We start from the raw sequence: 18,590 nt of genomic DNA on the forward strand, positions 1-18,590 counted from the left end.
GCCCACCAGCTACCACCTGAACCTCGCCACCTGGCACACCATCAACAGCCTGTATTCGCAGAAGTCGCAACTGGCCCTGGGCAGCATGCGCTACGACATCGAGGACACGCTGGGTATCGACCGCCTGTTCAACCTGATCGAACAGCGCGCCGGGCACTGGCTGGCGATGGAAGTGGAAGCCAGCAAGATCGACCTCACCGAACGCGACAGCCGCCCCATCGACCTGGGCCGTATCGAACCGGCGCTCTCGGTGGAGTTGACCCGCGCGACGTTCGAGGACGCCATCGGCAGCCTGCTGGAGCGGGTGCGTGGCAGCGTTACCGAGTTGCTGGCCAAGGCTGGCGTGAACGAAAGCCAGGTGGACACGGTGTTCTTCACCGGCGGCTCCAGTGGCATCCCTGCGCTGCGTAACAGCGTGGCGGCCATGCTGCCCAACGCCCGGCATGTGGAAGGCAATATCTTCGGCAGCATCGGCAGCGGCCTGGCGATCGAGGCACGCAAGCGTTACGGCGTGCTGTAACCCTGAAGGCGAGGCCCGCACACGCGGGCCTCGCCTTCAATCACATCGCAGCGGTTTCAATGATGGCGACAAGAGCCGCTACCTGGGCAAGGGCGTGCTGAAGGCCGTGGCCAACATCAATGGCCCGATCCGCGACCTGCTGCTGGGCAAGGATCCTTCCGACCAGAAAGCCCTGGACCGCGCCATGATCGAACTGGACGGTACCGAGAACAAGGCCAAGCTGGGCGCCAACGCCATCCTGGCTGTCTCCCTGGCTGCCGCCAAGGCTGCTGCCCAAGACCAGGACCTGCCGCTGTACGCGCACATCGCCAACCTCAATGGCACCCCGGGCCAGTACTCCATGCCGGTTCCGATGATGAACATCATCAACGGCGGCGAGCACGCCGACAACAACGTCGATATCCAGGAGTTCATGGTTCAGCCAGTTGGCGCCAAGACCTTCTCCGACGGCCTGCGCATGGGCACCGAGATCTTCCACCACCTCAAGGCCGTGCTGAAGGCTCGTGGCCTGAACACCGCCGTGGGTGACGAAGGTGGCTTCGCCCCGAACCTGGCTTCCAACGAAGACGCCCTGGCGGCCATCGCCGAAGCCGTCGAGAAAGCCGGCTACAAGCTGGGCACCGACGTGACCCTGGCCCTGGACTGCGCAGCGTCCGAATTCTATGAAGACGGCAAGTACAACCTGTCCGGCGAAGGCAAGTCGTTCGACGCCGAAGGTTTCGCTGACTACCTCAAAGGCCTGACCGAGCGCTTCCCGATCATCTCGATCGAAGACGGCCTGGACGAGTCCGACTGGGCTGGCTGGAAGATCCTCACCGACAAGATCGGCGCGAAGGTGCAACTGGTCGGCGACGACCTGTTCGTCACCAACACCAAGATCCTCAAGGAAGGCATCGAGAAGGGCATCGGTAACTCGATCCTGATCAAGTTCAACCAGATCGGCTCGCTGACCGAAACCCTGGAAGCTATCCAGATGGCCAAGGCCGCTGGCTACACCGCTGTCATCTCGCACCGCTCCGGTGAAACCGAGGACTCGACCATCGCCGACCTGGCCGTCGGTACCGCTGCTGGCCAGATCAAGACCGGCTCGCTGTGCCGTTCCGACCGCGTCTCGAAGTACAACCAGCTGCTGCGTATCGAAGAGCAACTGGGTGCCAAGGCGGTCTACCGTGGCCGTGCCGAGTTTCGCGGCTGAGCAAGAGATGGTAAAAAGACAGCAGCCGAGGCAGCCTGAAGCCTTCCTCTAAGGGTTCAGGCGCTTGCTGCGGGTTTCTGTCGACGAAGCCTGGCCTTGGCCAGGCTTCGTGCTATCCGAGGCCCGTGTGTCGCGGTTTTTCAACCCCTGGATATCTTGATGCGCAGTCCCTATTGGTTGTTTCTCGTCCTGCTCCTGCTGCTCGGTGGCCTGCAATACCGCCTGTGGGTCGGTAATGGCAGCCTGGCGCATGTGGCCGAGCTCAAGCAGCAGATCGCCGACCAGCACGCCGAAAACGAGCGCCTGCTGGAGCGTAACCGCGTGCTCGATGCCGAGGTCCTGGAGTTGAAGAAGGGCATGGAGACCGTTGAAGAGCGGGCTCGCCACGAACTGGGGATGGTCAAGGAGGGTGAAACCCTCTACCAGTTGCCGCAGAAATGACCCAACCCTTGCCGGCCTTCTGGGCCGTTGTTCCCGCCGCGGGCATTGGCGCCCGCATGGCCGCCGACCGCCCCAAGCAGTATTTGGAGCTGGCTGGGCGGACAATTCTCGAGCACAGCCTCGACTGTTTCCTTGGCCACCCGACGCTCAAGGGCGTGGTGGTCAGCATTGCCGCCGACGACCCTTACTGGCCTGGCCTGCGTTGCGCCAGCGATTCGCGCATCCAGCGCGCTGCCGGGGGACGCGAGCGGGCCGATTCGGTGCTTAATGCGCTGTTGCTGTTGCACGCCCAGGGCGCTGCGGACAGCGACTGGGTGCTGGTGCACGATGCCGCTCGGCCGAACCTGGCGCGCAGTGACCTGGACAAGCTGTTGGGCGAACTGGCCGACGACCCGGTGGGCGGGCTGCTGGCAGTGCCGGCGCGTGACACGCTCAAGCGTGCCGATGCCCAGGGCCGCGTAAGCGCCACGGTCGACCGCAGCACCGTGTGGCAGGCCTACACCCCTCAAATGTTCCGCCTGGGGCTGCTGCACCGGGCATTGGCCGAGTGTCTGGTGGCCGACGTGGCCGTGACCGATGAGTCTTCGGCGATCGAGTGGGCGGGGCACGCACCGCGCCTGATCGAAGGGCGCAGCGACAACATCAAGGTCACCCGGCCGGAGGACTTGGAGTGGTTGCGTCAGCGTTGGGCCACGCGACGCTAACGATCGCGTCGCTGCTGCTGGCCTCTTCGCGGGTTTACCCGCCAAGAAGCCGACTCATCACATGGCCCGATACTCCGGCAACTGCGCCAACCCGTCCTTCAGATAGTCCACCAACCTACGCACCTTCGGCGACAAATGCCGCTGTTGCGGATACAGCGCCCACACCGCGGTATTCGGCGGCTGATGACCCTCCAGCAACGACACCAATGCCCCACTGCGCAAGTGCTCCAGGACGTAGTAGTCCGGCAGCTGGCACAACCCTATTCCCTGTAACGCCGCATCCAGCACCGCCTGCCCGCTGTTGCAGCGCCAGTTGCCCTGTACCCGCTGGCTGATCTCCCGCCCATCTTGCTGCAACGCCCAGAGGTCGGAACTGCCGACCAGGCAATTGTGCCGCGCCAGCTCCGACAGGCTATGGGGCCGTCCATAGCGCTCCAGATAGCCGGGCGATGCACACAGGTACATGCGCCGCGGTGCCAGGCGTGCGGCCACCAGCCGGGAGTCCTGCAGGCGGCCCAGGCGAATCGCCAGGTCCATGCCTTCGTGCAGCAGGTCGAGGGTGCGGTTGGTCAGTTCCACCTCTACCCGCAACTGGGGGTACAAGCCCATGAAGCGCGTTACCAGCGGCACGATGAAGCGCTCGCCATAAGCCACCGCGCAGGTCATGCGCAGCAAACCCTTGGGCTCGCTGGCCAGGTCACCCATGGCGCGCAGCGCTTCCTCGCGGCCATCCTGCAGGCGCTGGCAGTGTTGCAGGAAGGTCTGCCCGGCCTCGCTCAGCGTCACCCGCCGGGTGCTGCGATACAGCAGGCGGGTTTGCAGGCGTTCTTCCAGGCGGGCGATCTGGCGGCTGATGTGCGAGGAGGAAACCCCCAGGCGTTCGGCGGCGGCGGTGAACTGGCCCGCCTCGGCCACGGCCACGAACTCATCGATGCCTTCCCACCGGCTGCTCATTGATTATCCCTGTGTGGCAATAATGTTTTGTCCTGGCTCGGATTATTCATCAAAAGAGCTTGAATTACACTGCAAGACTGAATCGACACTCTGTCTGGAGACCTTTGATGATCAAGTCCCGCGCTGCCGTAGCCTTCGAGGCCAAGAAACCCCTGGAAATCGTCGAAGTCGATGTGGCCATGCCCAAGGCTGGCGAAGTACTGCTGCGCGTCGTTGCCAGCGGTGTCTGCCACACCGATGCCTACACCTTGTCCGGCGCTGACCCGGAGGGCATCTTCCCGTCCATCCTCGGTCACGAGGGCGGGGCGATCGTCGAGGCGGTGGGCGAGGGCGTGACCTCGGTAGCCGTCGGCGACCACGTGATCCCGCTGTACACCCCGGAATGCGGGCAGTGCAAATTCTGCCGTTCGGGCAAGACCAACCTGTGCCAGGCCATCCGTGCCACCCAGGGCAAGGGCCTGATGCCTGATGGCACCACGCGCTTCTCCTACAAAGGCCAGCAGCTGTTCCACTACATGGGCACCTCGACCTTTTCCGAATACACCGTGCTGCCGGAAATCTCCGTGGCCAAGATCCAAAAGGAAGCACCGCTGGAGAAGGCCTGCCTGCTAGGTTGCGGCGTCACCACCGGCATTGGCGCGGTGCTCAACACCGCCAAAGTCAAGCCAGGCGACACCGTTGCCATCTTCGGCCTGGGCGGCATCGGCCTGTCGGCGGTGATCGGTGCGGTGAAGGCCAAGGCCTCGCGCATCATTGCCATCGACATCAACCCAGCCAAGTTCGAGATCGCCCGCCAACTGGGCGCCACCGACTGCATCAACCCGAAGGACTACGATCGCCCGATCCAGGAAGTGATCGTCGACCTCACCGACGGCGGCGTCGACTTCTCCTTCGAGTGCATCGGCAATGTGCAACTGATGCGCGCCGCGCTGGAGTGCTGCCACAAGGGTTGGGGCGAGTCGGTGATCATCGGCGTGGCCGGTGCCGGCCAGGAAATCGCTACCCGCCCGTTCCAACTGGTGACAGGTCGCGTCTGGCGCGGTTCGGCGTTCGGCGGTGTACGTGGCCGCAGTGAGCTGCCGAGCTACGTGGAAATGTCGGAAAAGGGCGAGATCCCGCTGGATACCTTCATCACCCACACCATGGGCCTGGAAGACATCAACAAAGCCTTCGACCTGATGCACGAAGGCAAGAGCATCCGCAGTGTGATCCACTTCTGAGGTCAGCCATGAGTCTGGAAAACATCTCCTGCCAGAAGAGCTTCGGCGGCTGGCACAAGCGTTACCGGCATCATTCCAAGGTGCTGGGCTGCGACATGGTGTTTGCCGTCTACCTGCCGCCGCAGGCCGAGCAGGGTGAGAAGCTGCCGGTGCTGTACTGGCTCAGCGGGCTGACCTGCACCGACGAGAACTTCATGCAGAAGGCCGGCGCCCAGCGCCTGGCCGCCGAACTGGGCCTGATCATCGTCGCCCCCGACACCAGCCCGCGTGGCGAGCAGGTGCCGGGCGACCCGGACGGCGCGTGGGATTTCGGCCTCGGCGCCGGTTTCTACCTCAACGCCACCCAGCAGCCTTGGTCGCAGCACTACCGCATGCATGACTATGTGGTCGAGGAGTTGCCTGCGTTGATCGAGGCACATTTCCCGGCCAGCGAGCTGCGTAGCATCAGCGGTCACTCCATGGGTGGCCACGGTGCACTGGTATGCGCCTTGCGCAACCCGGGGCGCTATCGTTCGGTGTCGGCATTCTCGCCTATCAGCAACCCTATGGATTGCCCTTGGGGCGAGAAGGCTTTCTCCCGCTACCTGGGAGATGACCGGGCGACCTGGCGCGAGTGGGATGCCAGCGTGCTGCTGGCAGCAACGCCTGCCGGCCAGTGCCCGCCCTTGCTGGTGGACCAAGGCGATCGCGACGATTTCCTCGAGAAGCAACTCAAGCCCGAAACCCTGGAGCAAGCCGCGCGCAAGGGCGGCCATGCGCTGAACCTGCGCCTACAGCCAGGCTATGACCACAGCTACTACTTCATCGCCAGCTTCATCGATGAGCACCTGCGTCACCATGCGGTGGCGCTGGGGCGGGTGTAGGCGGCCCCAAAAGGCGCCCAAGCCCCGGCAAAGCAGGTAGAATCACGCCCTGACTTCATCAGGGCGTTTTTCTATGCGTATTGGCCACGGCTACGATGTTCACCGTTTCTGCGACGGTGATTTCATTACCCTGGGAGGGGTTCGCATCCCTCACAAGTACGGCCTGCTGGCCCATTCCGACGGCGACGTGCTGCTGCATGCCGTCAGCGATGCGCTGCTTGGCGCCGCAGCGCTGGGTGACATCGGCAAGCATTTCCCCGACACCGACCCGCAATTCAAGGGTGCCGACAGCCGCGTGCTGCTGCGTCACGTGCTGGGCGCGGTCCAGGCCAAGGGCTGGAAGGTCGGCAACGTCGACGCCACTATCGTCGCCCAGGCGCCGAAAATGGCACCGCACATCGAAACCATGCGCCAGTACATCGCCGCAGACCTGCACGTCGAGCTCGACCAGGTCAACGTCAAGGCCACCACCGAAGAGAAGTTGGGCTTCACCGGGCGCGAGGAGGGGATCGCCGTGCATGCGGTCGCCCTGTTGCTGCCCGCATGACCGAACTCGAACTGCTAGGCCCCCGCGCAAATGGGCCTGCCTTGGGCACTGCAATACTCAAGGCCGTCGCCGAAGACTTCCAGGTCGACGAAGTGCTGGACATTCCGCTGTCCGGCCAGGGCGAACACCTGTGGCTGTGGGTGGAAAAACGTGACCTGAACACCGAGGAAGCCGCCCGCCGCCTGGCGCGTGCCGCAGGTGTGCCGGTGCGGGCGATCAGCTATGCCGGGCTCAAGGACCGTCAGGCCCTGACCCGCCAGTGGTTCAGCTTGCACCTGCCCGGCAAGGCCGACCCCGACCTTGCTCGCGCCGAGGATGCCAGCCTGCGGGTGCTCAAGCAGCTGCGCCACCAGCGCAAGCTGCAACGTGGTGCCCACTCGGCCAATGGCTTCACCCTGCGCCTGACCGGCCTGGCGGCTGACCACCAGGCGCTGGATGCGCGCCTCGAGCAGCTCAAGGTTTCGGGTGTGCCCAACTACTTCGGTGCCCAGCGTTTTGGCCACGCCGGTGGCAACGTCCACGATGCGCTGGACTGGGCCGCCCGCGAAGCACTGCCTGAGCAGCGCAATGTACGCTCACGCTTGTTGTCGGCCGGGCGCAGCTACCTGTTCAACCAGATCCTGGCCGCGCGGGTTAGCGAAGGCAGTTGGAACCAGGCACAGGTCGGTGACCTGTTGGCATTCACGGATAGTCGTAGCTTTTTTCCGGCTGGCGAACCGGAATGTTCGGATCCTCGCCTGGCTATTCTGGACTTGCACCCCACCGGTCCACTGTGGGGTGAGGGCGTCACGCCCAGCGCTGGCGCCACTGCCGCGCTGGAAACAGCAGTGGCTGAAGGCCAGCCGGCACTGTGCAAGTGGCTGGCCAAGGCGGGCATGAGTCACGAACGACGCATCTTGCGGCTCCCTATTGGGCGCCTGACATGGCATTATCCCGAGCCTGATATTCTGCAACTGGAATTCGTCCTTCCGGCCGGATGCTTCGCCACCGTGGTGGTGCGCGAGCTTGTCGATCTGGTGCCGGCAGGGCAGACGGACAGCCCATGCGTATTCTGATTTCCAATGACGATGGTGTTACCGCACCCGGCCTCGCCGCGCTGCACGCAGCGCTGGCTGACTATGCCGAGTGCGCGGTGATTGCCCCGGACCAAGACAAGAGCGGTGCCAGCAGTTCCCTAACGCTGGACCGGCCATTGACGCCGCACGTGTTGGCCAATGGCTTCATCAGTCTCAACGGTACGCCGACCGATTGCGTGCACCTGGGCATCAATGGCCTGTTGCCGCAAACCCCAGACATGGTGGTCTCAGGCATCAACCTCGGTGCCAACCTGGGGGATGACGTGCTCTATTCCGGCACGGTCGCTGCTGCACTGGAAGGCCGTTTCCTGGGCGGCACGTCGCTGGCGTTCTCATTGATTTCGCGTCAGCCCGACAACCTGCCGGCCGCCGCGCACATCGCCCGTCGCCTTGTGGAGGCGCAGGCACGTCTGGAGCTGCCGCCGCGTACCGTCCTGAACGTCAACATCCCCAACCTGCCGCTGGAGCACATCCGGGGCATCCGCCTCACCCGCCTGGGGCACCGCGCCCGGGCCGCAGCGCCCACCAAGGTGGTCAATCCGCGCGGCAAGGAAGGTTACTGGATCGCCGTGGTCGGTGATGCCGAGGACGGTGGGCCGGGTACCGATTTCCATGCCGTGGTGCAAGGCTACGTGTCGATCACGCCCTTGCAGCTTGACCGCACCTTCAACGATGCCTTCGAACGCTTCGACGGCTGGCTGGAGGGCGTGCTCTGATGCGTGAAAAGGACGATCTGCAACGGCGCGGCGGTATTGGCATGACCTCCCAGCGTACCCGGGAGCGCTTGATCCAACGCCTGTACGAAGAGGGCGTATCGAACGCCAAGGTGCTCGAGGCCATTCGCCGCACGCCGCGTCATCTGTTCGTCGACGAGGCCCTGGCTCACCGGGCCTATGAAGACACCGCCCTGCCCATTGGGCACAACCAGACCATCTCCCAGCCGTTCATGGTCGCGCACATGAGCGAGCTGTTGCTCGAGGCCGGCCCGCTGGACAAGGTCCTGGAGATCGGCACCGGTTCCGGTTACCAGACTGCGATTCTTGCCCAGTTGGTCGAGCGGGTGTTCTCGGTCGAGCGCATCAAGGTCCTGCAGGACCGGGCCAAGGAACGCCTGGTCGAGCTGAACCTGCGCAACGTGGTGTTTCGCTGGGGTGATGGTTGCGAAGGCTGGCCGGCGCTGGCGCCCTACAACGCGATCATCGTCACGGCGGTTGCACCGGAGGTGCCGCAGGCGCTGCTGGACCAGCTCGCCCCCGGTGGGCGCCTGGTGATTCCCGTGGGTGCGGCGGGGGAGGCGCAGCAGTTGATGCTCATCGTGCGCGAGGAACATGGCTTCTCCAGGCGCGTCCTCGGGGCCGTGCGTTTCGTGCCGCTGCTCAATGGCCCACTGGCCTGAAGGCCTTGGAATATTTGTGGCGGCGACGAATTCTTTGGGCACGCGCCTGTCTATCTGGCGGAGTGCCGCTATCGGTTGGTGCTTGACCGGGCAGCCAAGTTTGCGCTCGGTTATAATTGAAACATTATTGCAATTCGTCACATTTGATTTCTGCACCATGAGGGGAGCGCGGGTGGGTCACACAGTCAGTCGACAGCGCAAGGATCTATCGGGCTTCAAGCTTCTGGCGATTGCGCTGGCCATGGGGACCTTGCTGGCGGGCTGCTCCAGCACCGGCTCGAGCGGTGCGCGGGTGGTCGACCGCAACAACACGGTCCCCAAGCGCGCGGCCGTGACCTCGGGGCAATACATCGTCAAGCCTGGCGATACCCTGTTCTCCATCGCGTTCCGCTATGGCTGGGACTACAAGGAGCTGGCTGCGCGCAACAATATTCCCGCGCCTTACACCATTCGCCCCGGGCAACCCATCCGCTTCAGCAGCGGCGCCGCAGGCAGTACCACGGTGGTGTCCTCCAGTCCGTCCTCATCCAGTCGCACCACTGTCACCCGGCGTCCGGTTGCCACCACCGCCCCGCCCGCCAGCACGGGCAACCCCACCACGCCACCTCCCGCCACCCCGCCGCCGGTGGTCGCCCAGGTACCCGCGGCCGAGCGCTCGGCAGGCGGTTGGACCTGGCCGGCCAATGGCGTGCTGATTGGAAAATTCGCTTCAAACGGTAGTTTGAATAAAGGCATTGATATCGCCGGAGATTTGGGACAGCCTGTTTTTGCTGCGTCTGATGGTGCGGTGGTTTACGCCGGGAGTGGCTTGCGGGGCTACGGCGAGCTGGTCATCATCAAGCACAGCGATACCTACGTCAGCGCCTACGGTCACAACCGTAGGCTTATGGTTCGGGAGGGGCAGCAGGTCAAGGCAGGGCAGACGATCGCAGAAATGGGGTCTACGGGCACTGATCGGGTGAAGCTGCATTTCGAGATTCGCCGCCAGGGCAAACCCGTCGATCCTCTCCAGTTCCTGCCTCGCCGTTGATGTTGCACCCAGCCTGTTCCTTGGATGTAGAGGGGACAGGCTTTAGCGCTGCCAGGGAAACAGGTGCCGCTAGAGTCTGAGTTCGAACTCAGCAAAGGACTATAACAATGGCTCTCAGTAAAGAAGTGCCGGAGTTTGACATCGACGATGACCTCCTCCTGATGGAGACGGGCATCGTTTTGGAAACGGATGTGGTGTCAGACGAACCTGCTGTACCGTCTGTTCGGACCAGGGCCAAGCAAGGCTCGTCACTCAAGCAACACAAATACATCGATTACAGCCGTGCGCTCGACGCCACCCAGCTGTACCTCAACGAGATCGGCTTCTCGCCACTGCTTTCGCCAGAAGAGGAAGTGCACTTCGCGCGCCTGTCGCAGAAGGGCGACCCTGCTGGTCGCAAGCGCATGATCGAAAGCAACCTGCGCCTGGTCGTGAAAATCGCACGCCGTTACGTCAACCGTGGGCTGTCGCTACTCGACCTGATCGAGGAGGGCAACCTGGGGCTGATTCGTGCGGTAGAGAAATTCGACCCTGAACGTGGGTTCCGCTTCTCTACCTATGCGACGTGGTGGATCCGCCAGACCATCGAGCGGGCGATCATGAACCAGACCCGCACCATTCGCCTGCCGATCCATGTCGTCAAGGAGCTCAACGTCTACCTGCGTGCCGCGCGGGAACTGACCCAGAAGCTCGACCACGAACCCTCCCCGGAAGAAATCGCCGGCCTGCTGGAAAAACCGGTGGCCGAGGTCAAGCGTATGCTCGGCCTCAACGAGCGGGTGTCTTCGGTGGACGTTTCGCTGGGCCCGGATTCCGACAAGACCCTGCTCGATACGCTGACCGACGACCGCCCCACCGACCCTTGCGAGTTGCTGCAGGATGATGACCTGTCGCAGAGTATCGACCAGTGGCTGGGCGAGCTGACCGACAAGCAGCGTGAGGTGGTTATCCGCCGCTTTGGCCTGCGTGGCCATGAAAGCAGCACCTTGGAAGATGTAGGGCTGGAAATCGGCCTGACTCGGGAGCGGGTACGGCAGATCCAGGTAGAGGGCCTCAAGCGTCTGCGCGAGATCCTAGAGAAGAATGGCCTGTCCAGCGAGTCGCTGTTCCAGTAACTGGCTAGCCAAGCCCCTCTGCACAAGGCGCCCCGATAACCTCGGGGCGTTTTTGTATCTGCGGTAAATGTTTACAGCACCACCGCAGTTGCTTCGCGTGTAAGTCATTGCTTACGCGTTGTGTAAGTCATTGCTGTAGGGGGTAGTAAATCATTGTCACTTTTGAAGGTGGTGTTTTCTTATCTGATTGATTTTTAAGTATTTTTTGAATTTGTGGAAATATTTCCACCGTAGCATCTTGAGATGTCTCCCGGTTGCCGTCGCCGCTGGAATCGCTAGTATTCGAACTGTGCCGACGGACTGGCACAGGCGTTCAAGGATGATCGCCAAGGACATCGCACGATGCGATTCATCAGGATGATGTTTGGGACAAGCAGGGACTACGGAAAAAAATGTGGGCGGGTCAAACCGCCCCTTTTTTTCGCCTGCAGAAAACAAAAAAGGCCCTTCAAGGGCCTTTTGCGTTTCCGGGCGCTGGCGATCAGCGTTCCAGGTCGGCGATCTTTCCAGTCTTGCCATCCCATTCTTCGGCGTCAGGCAGAGCGTCTTTGCGCTCGGTGATGTTCGGCCAGATCTCTGCGAGTTCCGCGTTCAGTTCGATGAAGTTCTCCATGCCGGCAGGCACTTCGTCTTCCGAGAAAATGGCTTGGGCCGGGCATTCTGGCTCGCACAGGGCGCAGTCGATGCACTCGTCTGGGTGAATAACCAGGAAGTTCGGGCCTTCGTAGAAGCAGTCCACCGGACAGACTTCCACGCAGTCGGTGTACTTGCATTTGATGCAGTTGTCGGTGACGACGAAGGTCATTTCTAATTCTCTCCTCAGGCGACGGCAGCGTGCCCTTCCTCTCAGGGCAGCGCGGTTCACGATGTGCCGCAGACCAGGCTAAGAGCCTGCGGTGCCGCGAACCGCGCCGGATTCTACCAGCTTGCGCGGTCGGCCGTTATAACAGGTTTTTCAGTTGATATAGCATTTCGATAGCTTGGCGCGGCGTCATGTCGTCCAGGTCCAGCTTGCCCAGCTTCTCGATGGCTGGATGCGGTAGGCTGGCGAACAGGTCGCTTTGGTGTGGAAGCTGGGGTTCGCCTTTGCCCTTGGTGACAGGCAACTCATGGGGCAGGCTAGCAGTTTCCAGGCGGCCGAGGTGCTCGCGCGCACGCTGGATCACCTGCCCAGGCACCCCCGCCAGTTGTGCCACCGCCAGCCCGTAGCTCTGGCTGGCCGGGCCAGGCAGCACATGGTGCAGGAAAACGATGCGCTCGTTGTGCTCGGTAGCGTTCAAGTGCACGTTGGCCACCAACGGCTCGCTTTCTGGCAGCACGGTCAGCTCGAAGTAGTGCGTGGCGAACAGTGTATAGGCGCGCAACTGGGCCAGGCGTTCAGCGGCGGCCCAGGCCAGCGACAGACCATCGAAGGTGCTGGTGCCACGGCCAACCTCGTCCATCAGCACCAGGCTGCGGTCGGTGGCGTTGTGCAGAATATTGGCGGTTTCGCTCATCTCGACCATGAAGGTCGAGCGCCCGCCGGCAAGGTCGTCGCTGGAGCCGATGCGGGTGAAGATGCGGTCGACCAGCGACAGCTCACAACGCGCTGCCGGGACGAAGCTGCCGATATGCGCCATTAGCACGATCAGCGCAGTCTGGCGCATATAGGTGGATTTACCGCCCATGTTCGGGCCGGTGATGATCAGCATGCGCGTGGCGTTATCCAGCGCCAGGTCGTTGGCCACGAACGGCGTGGTCAGTACCTGCTCAACCACTGGGTGACGACCCTGGTCGATGCGCAGGCAGGGTTCGTCGACAAAGCTTGGGCAGTTCAAATCGAGGTTCAGCGCGCGTTCGGCCAGGTTGCTCAGCACGTCCAGTTCGGCCAGCGCCGCGGCGCTATCTTGCAGCGGCGCCAAATGGCCGATCAGAGTTTCCAGCAGCGCGTCGTAGAGCATTTTCTCGCGCGCCAGGGCGCGGCTCTTGGCCGACAGCGCCTTGTCTTCGAAGGCCTTGAGCTCGGGGGTGATGAAGCGCTCGGCGCCCTTGAGGGTCTGGCGGCGGATGTAGTCGGCTGGTGCCTGTTCGGCCTGTTTGGTCGGCAGCTCGATAAAGTAGCCATGCACACGGTTGTAGCCGACCTTGAGGTTGGCCAGGCCGGTGCGGGCCTTCTCGCGGGCTTCCAGGTCGATCAGGAACTGCCCGGCGTTCTCGCTCATCGCCAGCAACTCGTCCAGCTCGCTGTCGTAACCGGTCTTGAGCACGCCGCCGTCGCGGATCACCGCAGGCGGGTTATCGATGATCGCCCGTTCCAGCAGGCTGGCCAGTTCCGGATAGGTACCGGCGATGGCTGCCAGGCGCGCCAGGTGCGGCGCCTCCAGTTCGGCCATGGCGTTCTGCAATTCGGGCAGCGCGCCGAGGGCATCGCGCAGGCGTGCCAGGTCGCGGGGGCGGGCGTTACGCAGGCCGATACGCGCGAGGATGCGCTCGATATCGCCGATTTCCTTGAGTTGCGGTTGCAGCTTCTCGAAACGGTAGCCGTCGAGCAGGCAGCGGATCGAGTCCTGGCGTGCTTGCAACACCTTCAGGTCCCGCAGCGGGCGGTTCAGCCAGCGGGTCAGCAGGCGGCTGGCCATGGCGGTCTGGCAGCGGTCGATCACCGATTGCAAGGTGTTGTCGCGACCACCGGCCAGGTTGATGTCCAGTTCCAGGTTGCGACGGCTGGCGCCATCGAGAATCACGGTGTCATCCATGCGCTCATGGCGCAGGCTACGCAGGTGCGGCAGGCTGGTGCGCTGGGTTTCCTTGGCGTAGGTCAGCAGGCAGCCGGCGGCGCCGATTGCCAGGGTTAGCTTGTCGCAGCCAAAGCCCTTGAGGTCCTGGGTCGCGAACTGCTGGCACAGGCTCTTGCGCGCCGAGTCGCGATCGAAGTCCCACGGCGCCCGGCGCCGCGCACCAGGGCGTTTCTCCGCTGGCAGGCCCTGGGGCCAGTCATCGGGGATCAGCAGCTCCACCGGGTTGATGCGCTCGAGTTCTGCGAGCAGGTTTTCCCAGCCCTTGATCTCCTGCACGCTGAAGTTGCCGCTGGTGATGTCCAGCACGGCCAGGCCGAACAGACGCTCGTCGCCCAGAAGGGCGGCGATCAGGTTGTCGCGACGCTCATCGAGCAGCGCCTCGTCGCTCACCGTGCCCGGCGTGATGATCCGCACCACCTGGCGCTCCACCGGCCCCTTGCTGGTGGCCGGGTCGCCGATCTGTTCGCAGATCACCACCGACTCGCCAAGCTTGACCAGCTTGGCCAGGTAGCCCTCCAACGAATGGAATGGAATGCCGCACATGGGGATCGACTGGCCCGCCGACTGACCGCGCGCGGTCAGGGTGATGTCCAGCAGTTTCGCGGCTTTCTTCGCATCTTCGTAGAAGATCTCGTAGAAGTCGCCCATGCGGTAGAACATCAGCTGGTCTGGGTGCTGGTTCTTCAGCTTCCAGTACTGCTGCATCATCGGGGTGTGTGCGGAGAGATCGGACATTCGAGGCCTTACAGCGGTTGGTCTGGTGGCTTTTGCGAAACCGCCGATGATACAGGGATTTTTCCGGCGGCGGGGCCCTGGCACCCGCTCGCGATGCATAACCAATTGCATTCAGTGCAAGTAGCCTGCATTATGCGTGCTATGCAAAAACGCAACGTAGCCTCCGTACTCAGAGAACTGCTCGACCGCCACGGCCTGTCCCCGACGGAGCTGCACCGGCGCACGGGCGTACCGCAATCCACCCTGTCGCGGATCCTCAGCGAGAAAATCGTCGACCCTTCGGATAAACACGTTTCGAAGATCGCCGAGTATTTCGGCCTGAGCACCGACCAGCTGCGTGGCCGTGCCGACCTGGGTGAACCCCGGGAAGTGCTAAAGCCCGCGCGGGTTCATGCCGATCTCGACGACATCAGCCTGTGGGACGACGAAACACCCGTCGAGGACGACGAGGTGTCTGTCCCTTTTCTTCGAGAGGTCGAATTGGCAGCAGGATCAGGAAGATTCGTCATCGAGGAAAGTGAGCGTGCGAGCCTGCGTTTCGGCAAGCGCAGCCTGCGCCATAACGGGGTGCAGTTCGATCATGCCAAGTGCGTGACAGTGCGCGGCAACAGCATGTTGCCGGTACTGCGCGATGGCGCCACGGTCGGGGTGAACACCGGCAAATGCGGCATTGGCGACATCATCGATGGCGATCTCTACGCCATCAACCACAACGGTCAACTGCGGGTGAAGCAGGTTTACCGGCTGCCCACCGGTATTCGCCTGCGTAGCTTCAACCGCGACGAGCACCCGGATGAAGACTACAGCTTCCAGCAGATGCAAGAGGAACAGATCAGCCTGCTCGGCCATGTGTTCTGGTGGGGGATGTACGCCCGCTGAGTCTCCCATCCGCTAGAAAAACCCGCCTCGGCGGGTTTTTTTTCGTCTGAAGAAACCTCCTACAAGCCGCACCGGATAAGCCTTCCATGCATTTCGGCAAAAATTCACGCATTGAAATATGAAAAAATGCATTGACTGCATATGCGTCAATGCATAGACTGTGTCTCAAGCCGGACAGCAACCGGTTGTTACACAGGCAGCGATGGACAGGCCTTGACTGTCCAGAGGGTTGGCAACTGGCCCGGGTGTGCAGCGTAAAGCACCACGAACAGTTATCCGGCGGGCAGGCGGCCGCGGTCGGAGTCACCAATTTGAAGCGCAACCGCACGGCGTCACCAGTCGTGGCCGGCGGTTACCCAAGCGCATTACTGAAGGGCCTGCGCAGCGGGCCCTTTGGAATGCCGAATTCAATGACAACACCCCGCCGGCACTGGCTGGCGGGCTTTACACGGGAGACACGACAGTGACGAACGAGCAACAAGCGTTGCTGGAAATGCCGCTCTGGCTGGTGATCGTCCTGGCATTGCTGGGCGGTCTGGCGGGCGAGATGTGGCGGGCCGACAAGGCTGGGGCCAGGGGCTGGTCGCTATTGCGGCGCCTGGCGCTGCGCTCCGGGGCCTGCATGGTGTGTGGGGTTTCGACCGTCATGCTGCTGTACGCCAGCGGCCTGTCGATCTGGACTGCCAGCGCCTTTGGCTGCCTGACGGCGATGGCCGGTGCCGACGTGACCATCGGCCTCTACGAGCGCTGGGCCGCACGCCGCCTGGGGCTGCGCGATGAACGATAGGAGGTATGGACATGAGTGAATTGGCCACGCTACATGCAGCCTTGACTGCAACGATTCGTGAGGCGATGCCTGAACTTGCGTCAGTCGATGCATATGCAGATGTAGGAAACGATACCGCGCTACCGGCGCTGCGCCACGGCATCGTGCGCATGACTGCTGATGCCGCACCGCGTGACGGGCGCTCGGTGCTGTTCACCACCTTCGAGGCGGATATCACCCCCGATACCGCCAACCCCGAGGCTCGCCTGCAAGGCAGCCTGCTGGCCGCGCAACTGGTGGACCTGTTGCGCCAACAGCTGTGGGGCCTGGAGTTCGTCGAGGCGAGCCGCAATGTGCGGGCCTACCTGTCCGGCGAGCACTGGAAAGTTCGCTGGGAGCAACCGGTGCTGCTCGGCGAAGCCCAATGGCACTGGCCCGACCAACCGCCGGGCAGCCTGATGCTGGGCTTCAGCCCCGATACCGGCGTCGGCAACGAAGGCAAGTACATCGCCCCGGAGGACCTCGCATGAGCTATGCCACCGCCATGCACGACCGCATGCTGGCCTGCCTGGTCATTCCCTGCCAGGTCGTAGCCATCGACTTGGCGGCCGCACGCATACGGGTTTCCGATGGCGCAGGCTGGACCAGCGCCTGGGTCCGCTGGCATGCCCAGGCTGCGGGTAAGGCGCGGCACTGGCGGGCACCGAGCCTGGGCGAGCAGGGCGTACTGGTCAGCCCCAGCGGCGAGCCGGCCCAGGGCACCTTCATCGCCGGGCTGTATGGCAACGCCGGAAGCTCGCCGGACAACCGCGACCATGTGGAAGCATGGCGTTTCGACGACGGCGGTTCGCTGGTCTACGACTGGCAGGCGCGGCGTTACGACATCCACCTGCCCAGCGGCACCGCCAGCATCAAGGTCGGCGCCAGCACCGTCACGCTCAGCGACGGCGCCATCCACCTCGACGCCGCCAGCATCACGCTGGCGGGCGATGTCAGCGTCGACGGCCCATTGACGGTCAGCGGCGACATCAACGGCGGCGGGCGAATCATCGATACCGCTGGCAACACCGCCAACCACAAGCACTGATCCCTCCCCACGGGCATTTCACCCAAGGAGAACACTATGCATACCCATCCGCGGCCACGGGCCGCCCCAGGAGGTTCGCCATGATCGGCATGGACCGCCGCACCGGCCAGCCCCTGGCCGGCATCGCCCACCTGCGCCAATCCATCGAGGACATCCTCACCACACCGCTGGGCAGCCGACGCATGCGCCCCGACTACGGCAGCCAACTGCGCCGCTACGTCGACCTGCCCGTCAACGAAGGCTGGAAAAGTGCAGTACAAGCCGAAGTCGCCCGTGCTCTGGGGCGCTGGGAACCACGCCTGGAACTCGAACGGGTCAAGGTCGTGGCCGTGCTCGACGGCCAGGTCAACCTGCAATTGAGCGGCCGCTACCTGGGCGACGACGCGGTACTGGAGGTGAGCGCATGAGCCAGGTCGACCTGTCGAAACTGCCCGCTCCAGCACTGCTCGAAGACCTCGACTTCGAAACCCTCTACCAGGCCGACCTGGCCACCTTCCGCGCCCACCTCGGCGATGCCTGGGATGCAGCATTGGAAAGCGACCCGGTCACCAAGCTGCTGGAGGTCGGCGCCTATCGCAAGCTGCTGAACCGCGCGCGCATCAACGATGCGGCCAAGGCGCTGCTGCTGGCCTATGCCGAAGGCCGCGACCTCGACCAGTTGGCAGCCAACGTCGCCCTGCAACGCCTGGTGATCCAGCCTGCAGACCCGACCACCTTCCCGCCGACCGAGGCCATCCTCGAAGCCGACGATGCCCTGCGCGAGCGTGTGCAACTGGTCTACGAAGGCCTGACCACCGCCGGCCCGCGCAACAGCTACATCCTCCATGCCCGCAACGCTTCGGGGCAGGTCGCCGACGCGACCGCCGAAAGCCCGTCGCCGGCGGTGGTCGATGTCACGGTGCTGAGCCTGGAGAATGACGGCGTTGCCAGCCAGGCATTACTGGATGAAGTGGCCGCCTACCTCAACGACGAGGACGTCCGCCCGGTCGCAGACCGGGTCAGCGTGCGCAGCGCCGAGGTGCTGCCATACCGCATCGAGGCGGTGCTGCACATGGCCGGCAATGGCCCGGAGTACGAGGCCATCCGCGCCGAGTGCGAGCGCCGCCTGCGCGCCTGGGTCAACCCTTGGCGACGCCTGGGCGTGGAGGTGGCGCGCTCGGGCATCGATGCGCAACTGCACATCGACGGTGTCAGCCGGGTCGAGCTGCTCGACTGGGTCGACATCCGCCCGACCAAGGCCCAGGCGGCCTGGTGCCTAGGCGTCGACATCACGCGGGGGGAGTGA

The 18,590-nt window shown here is 63.4% G+C and carries 21 protein-coding genes and 1 pseudogene; 18 read left to right on the plus strand and 4 right to left on the minus strand.

Features of this window, described 5'->3' with window-relative positions; translation table 11 throughout:
• The 4 genes and pseudogenes from ACQKPE_RS13920 to ispD all read left to right on the plus strand — a co-directional run.
• Nucleotides 1-520, plus strand: a 520-nt coding sequence (locus ACQKPE_RS13920; RefSeq protein ID WP_427666671.1) for an Hsp70 family protein, incomplete at its 5' end; no start/stop codon positions are given.
• Between the two features lie 58 nt (nt 521-578).
• Nucleotides 579-1,715: pseudogene (gene eno / locus ACQKPE_RS13925) on the plus strand (phosphopyruvate hydratase); the annotation flags it as partial.
• A 159-nt stretch (nt 1,716-1,874) separates the two neighbouring features.
• Nucleotides 1,875-2,156: a cell division protein FtsB gene (gene ftsB / locus ACQKPE_RS13930; protein WP_375098197.1), complete on the plus strand. Its 282-nt coding sequence runs from the start codon at nt 1,875-1,877 to the stop codon at nt 2,154-2,156.
• On the plus strand, nt 2,153-2,860 hold the full coding sequence (gene ispD, locus ACQKPE_RS13935; RefSeq protein WP_427666673.1) for a 2-C-methyl-D-erythritol 4-phosphate cytidylyltransferase: 708 nt from the start codon (nt 2,153-2,155) through the stop codon (nt 2,858-2,860). The genes ftsB and ispD overlap by 4 nt, the downstream gene beginning before the upstream one ends.
• A gap of 57 nt (nt 2,861-2,917) precedes the next feature.
• On the opposite strand, the gene ACQKPE_RS13940 is transcribed toward ispD, so the two are convergent.
• Nucleotides 2,918-3,814 (minus strand): LysR substrate-binding domain-containing protein, encoded by an 897-nt coding sequence (locus ACQKPE_RS13940; protein ID WP_427666675.1) that lies wholly within the window; start codon nt 3,812-3,814, stop codon nt 2,918-2,920.
• Nucleotides 3,815-3,921: 107 nt separating this feature from the next.
• On the opposite strand from ACQKPE_RS13940, the gene ACQKPE_RS13945 reads away from it, so the two are divergent.
• From ACQKPE_RS13945 to rpoS, 8 genes are all read left to right on the plus strand, one after another.
• Nucleotides 3,922-5,034 carry an S-(hydroxymethyl)glutathione dehydrogenase/class III alcohol dehydrogenase gene (locus ACQKPE_RS13945; protein ID WP_427666677.1) on the plus strand — a complete coding sequence of 371 codons (1,113 nt, stop codon included), beginning with the start codon at nt 3,922-3,924 and terminating at the stop codon, nt 5,032-5,034.
• A gap of 8 nt (nt 5,035-5,042) precedes the next feature.
• Nucleotides 5,043-5,897 carry an S-formylglutathione hydrolase gene (gene fghA, locus ACQKPE_RS13950; RefSeq protein ID WP_427666678.1) on the plus strand — a complete coding sequence of 285 codons (855 nt, stop codon included), beginning with the start codon at nt 5,043-5,045 and terminating at the stop codon, nt 5,895-5,897.
• Nucleotides 5,898-5,970: 73 nt separating this feature from the next.
• A complete protein-coding gene (ispF, locus tag ACQKPE_RS13955; protein ID WP_427666680.1) occupies nt 5,971-6,444 on the plus strand; it encodes a 2-C-methyl-D-erythritol 2,4-cyclodiphosphate synthase in 474 nt (157 codons plus the stop codon).
• Entirely contained in the window at nt 6,441-7,499 is a 1,059-nt protein-coding gene (gene truD / locus ACQKPE_RS13960; protein WP_427666682.1) for a tRNA pseudouridine(13) synthase TruD, read from the plus strand. Before ispF ends, truD begins: the two co-directional genes overlap by 4 nt.
• On the plus strand, nt 7,487-8,236 hold the full coding sequence (surE, locus tag ACQKPE_RS13965; RefSeq protein WP_427666683.1) for a 5'/3'-nucleotidase SurE: 750 nt from the start codon (nt 7,487-7,489) through the stop codon (nt 8,234-8,236). Before truD ends, surE begins: the two co-directional genes overlap by 13 nt.
• Before the next feature lie 41 nt (nt 8,237-8,277).
• Nucleotides 8,278-8,916 carry a protein-L-isoaspartate(D-aspartate) O-methyltransferase gene (locus ACQKPE_RS13970; RefSeq protein WP_427666749.1) on the plus strand — a complete coding sequence of 213 codons (639 nt, stop codon included), beginning with the start codon at nt 8,278-8,280 and terminating at the stop codon, nt 8,914-8,916.
• Nucleotides 8,917-9,088: 172 nt separating this feature from the next.
• Nucleotides 9,089-9,946: a peptidoglycan DD-metalloendopeptidase family protein gene (locus ACQKPE_RS13975; RefSeq protein WP_427666751.1), complete on the plus strand. Its 858-nt coding sequence runs from the start codon at nt 9,089-9,091 to the stop codon at nt 9,944-9,946.
• Nucleotides 9,947-10,053: 107 nt separating this feature from the next.
• Nucleotides 10,054-11,061, plus strand: coding sequence for an RNA polymerase sigma factor RpoS (gene rpoS, locus ACQKPE_RS13980; RefSeq protein ID WP_275636621.1), 1,008 nt, complete (start codon nt 10,054-10,056; stop codon nt 11,059-11,061).
• Nucleotides 11,062-11,217: 156 nt separating this feature from the next.
• Here rpoS and ACQKPE_RS13985 read toward each other — a convergent pair whose 3' ends face one another.
• From ACQKPE_RS13985 to mutS, 3 genes are all read right to left on the minus strand, one after another.
• Nucleotides 11,218-11,580 (minus strand): hypothetical protein, encoded by a 363-nt coding sequence (locus ACQKPE_RS13985; RefSeq protein ID WP_427666685.1) that lies wholly within the window; start codon nt 11,578-11,580, stop codon nt 11,218-11,220.
• Complete coding sequence (gene fdxA, locus ACQKPE_RS13990; protein ID WP_004375459.1) at nt 11,543-11,866, minus strand: ferredoxin FdxA; 324 nt, start codon at nt 11,864-11,866, stop codon at nt 11,543-11,545. The genes ACQKPE_RS13985 and fdxA overlap by 38 nt, the downstream gene beginning before the upstream one ends.
• A gap of 136 nt (nt 11,867-12,002) precedes the next feature.
• Nucleotides 12,003-14,573, minus strand: a complete 2,571-nt coding sequence (mutS, locus tag ACQKPE_RS13995) for a DNA mismatch repair protein MutS (protein WP_427666687.1) — start codon at nt 14,571-14,573, stop codon at nt 12,003-12,005.
• A gap of 132 nt (nt 14,574-14,705) precedes the next feature.
• On the opposite strand from mutS, the gene ACQKPE_RS14000 reads away from it, so the two are divergent.
• From ACQKPE_RS14000 to ACQKPE_RS14025, 6 genes are all read left to right on the plus strand, one after another.
• The gene (locus ACQKPE_RS14000) at nt 14,706-15,452 is read left to right on the plus strand and encodes an XRE family transcriptional regulator (protein WP_427666689.1); all 747 of its coding nucleotides are present in this window, start codon (nt 14,706-14,708) and stop codon (nt 15,450-15,452) included.
• 463 nt (nt 15,453-15,915) lie between these two features.
• Nucleotides 15,916-16,239, plus strand: coding sequence for a phage holin family protein (locus ACQKPE_RS14005; RefSeq protein WP_427666691.1), 324 nt, complete (start codon nt 15,916-15,918; stop codon nt 16,237-16,239).
• Between the two features lie 11 nt (nt 16,240-16,250).
• A complete protein-coding gene (locus ACQKPE_RS14010) occupies nt 16,251-16,748 on the plus strand; it encodes a hypothetical protein (protein WP_427666693.1) in 498 nt (165 codons plus the stop codon).
• Nucleotides 16,745-17,305 carry a phage baseplate assembly protein V gene (locus ACQKPE_RS14015; protein ID WP_427666695.1) on the plus strand — a complete coding sequence of 187 codons (561 nt, stop codon included), beginning with the start codon at nt 16,745-16,747 and terminating at the stop codon, nt 17,303-17,305. Before ACQKPE_RS14010 ends, ACQKPE_RS14015 begins: the two co-directional genes overlap by 4 nt.
• 80 nt (nt 17,306-17,385) lie before the next feature.
• Nucleotides 17,386-17,712 carry a GPW/gp25 family protein gene (locus ACQKPE_RS14020; RefSeq protein WP_427666697.1) on the plus strand — a complete coding sequence of 109 codons (327 nt, stop codon included), beginning with the start codon at nt 17,386-17,388 and terminating at the stop codon, nt 17,710-17,712.
• On the plus strand, nt 17,709-18,590 hold the full coding sequence (locus ACQKPE_RS14025) for a baseplate assembly protein (RefSeq protein WP_427666699.1): 882 nt from the start codon (nt 17,709-17,711) through the stop codon (nt 18,588-18,590). The genes ACQKPE_RS14020 and ACQKPE_RS14025 overlap by 4 nt, the downstream gene beginning before the upstream one ends.

The organism is Pseudomonas sp. NPDC089554, from assembly GCF_050280645.1.
Taxonomy (GTDB): Bacteria; Pseudomonadota; Gammaproteobacteria; order Pseudomonadales; family Pseudomonadaceae; genus Aquipseudomonas.

Bases quoted from the DNA above. Each gene is read 5' to 3' on its own strand.
- fdxA (WP_004375459.1), bottom strand. From the start codon at position 11,866: ATGACCTTCGTCGTCACCGACAACTGCATCAAATGCAAGTACACCGAC.
- ispD (WP_427666673.1), top strand. From the start codon at position 2,153: ATGACCCAACCCTTGCCGGCCTTCTGGGCCGTTGTTCCCGCCGCGGGC.
- fghA (WP_427666678.1), top strand. From the start codon at position 5,043: ATGAGTCTGGAAAACATCTCCTGCCAGAAGAGCTTCGGCGGCTGGCAC.
- ftsB (WP_375098197.1), top strand. From the start codon at position 1,875: ATGCGCAGTCCCTATTGGTTGTTTCTCGTCCTGCTCCTGCTGCTCGGT.
- ispF (WP_427666680.1), top strand. From the start codon at position 5,971: ATGCGTATTGGCCACGGCTACGATGTTCACCGTTTCTGCGACGGTGAT.
- ACQKPE_RS14015 (WP_427666695.1), top strand. From the start codon at position 16,745: ATGAGCTATGCCACCGCCATGCACGACCGCATGCTGGCCTGCCTGGTC.
- ACQKPE_RS13945 (WP_427666677.1), top strand. From the start codon at position 3,922: ATGATCAAGTCCCGCGCTGCCGTAGCCTTCGAGGCCAAGAAACCCCTG.
- ACQKPE_RS13970 (WP_427666749.1), top strand. From the start codon at position 8,278: ATGACCTCCCAGCGTACCCGGGAGCGCTTGATCCAACGCCTGTACGAA.
- ACQKPE_RS14020 (WP_427666697.1), top strand. From the start codon at position 17,386: ATGATCGGCATGGACCGCCGCACCGGCCAGCCCCTGGCCGGCATCGCC.
- rpoS (WP_275636621.1), top strand. From the start codon at position 10,054: ATGGCTCTCAGTAAAGAAGTGCCGGAGTTTGACATCGACGATGACCTC.
- ACQKPE_RS14025 (WP_427666699.1), top strand. From the start codon at position 17,709: ATGAGCCAGGTCGACCTGTCGAAACTGCCCGCTCCAGCACTGCTCGAA.
- ACQKPE_RS14010 (WP_427666693.1), top strand. From the start codon at position 16,251: ATGAGTGAATTGGCCACGCTACATGCAGCCTTGACTGCAACGATTCGT.
- truD (WP_427666682.1), top strand. From the start codon at position 6,441: ATGACCGAACTCGAACTGCTAGGCCCCCGCGCAAATGGGCCTGCCTTG.
- ACQKPE_RS13985 (WP_427666685.1), bottom strand. From the start codon at position 11,580: ATGGCAAGACTGGAAAGATCGCCGACCTGGAACGCTGATCGCCAGCGC.
- mutS (WP_427666687.1), bottom strand. From the start codon at position 14,573: ATGTCCGATCTCTCCGCACACACCCCGATGATGCAGCAGTACTGGAAG.
- surE (WP_427666683.1), top strand. From the start codon at position 7,487: ATGCGTATTCTGATTTCCAATGACGATGGTGTTACCGCACCCGGCCTC.
- ACQKPE_RS13940 (WP_427666675.1), bottom strand. From the start codon at position 3,814: ATGAGCAGCCGGTGGGAAGGCATCGATGAGTTCGTGGCCGTGGCCGAG.
- ACQKPE_RS14000 (WP_427666689.1), top strand. From the start codon at position 14,706: ATGCGTGCTATGCAAAAACGCAACGTAGCCTCCGTACTCAGAGAACTG.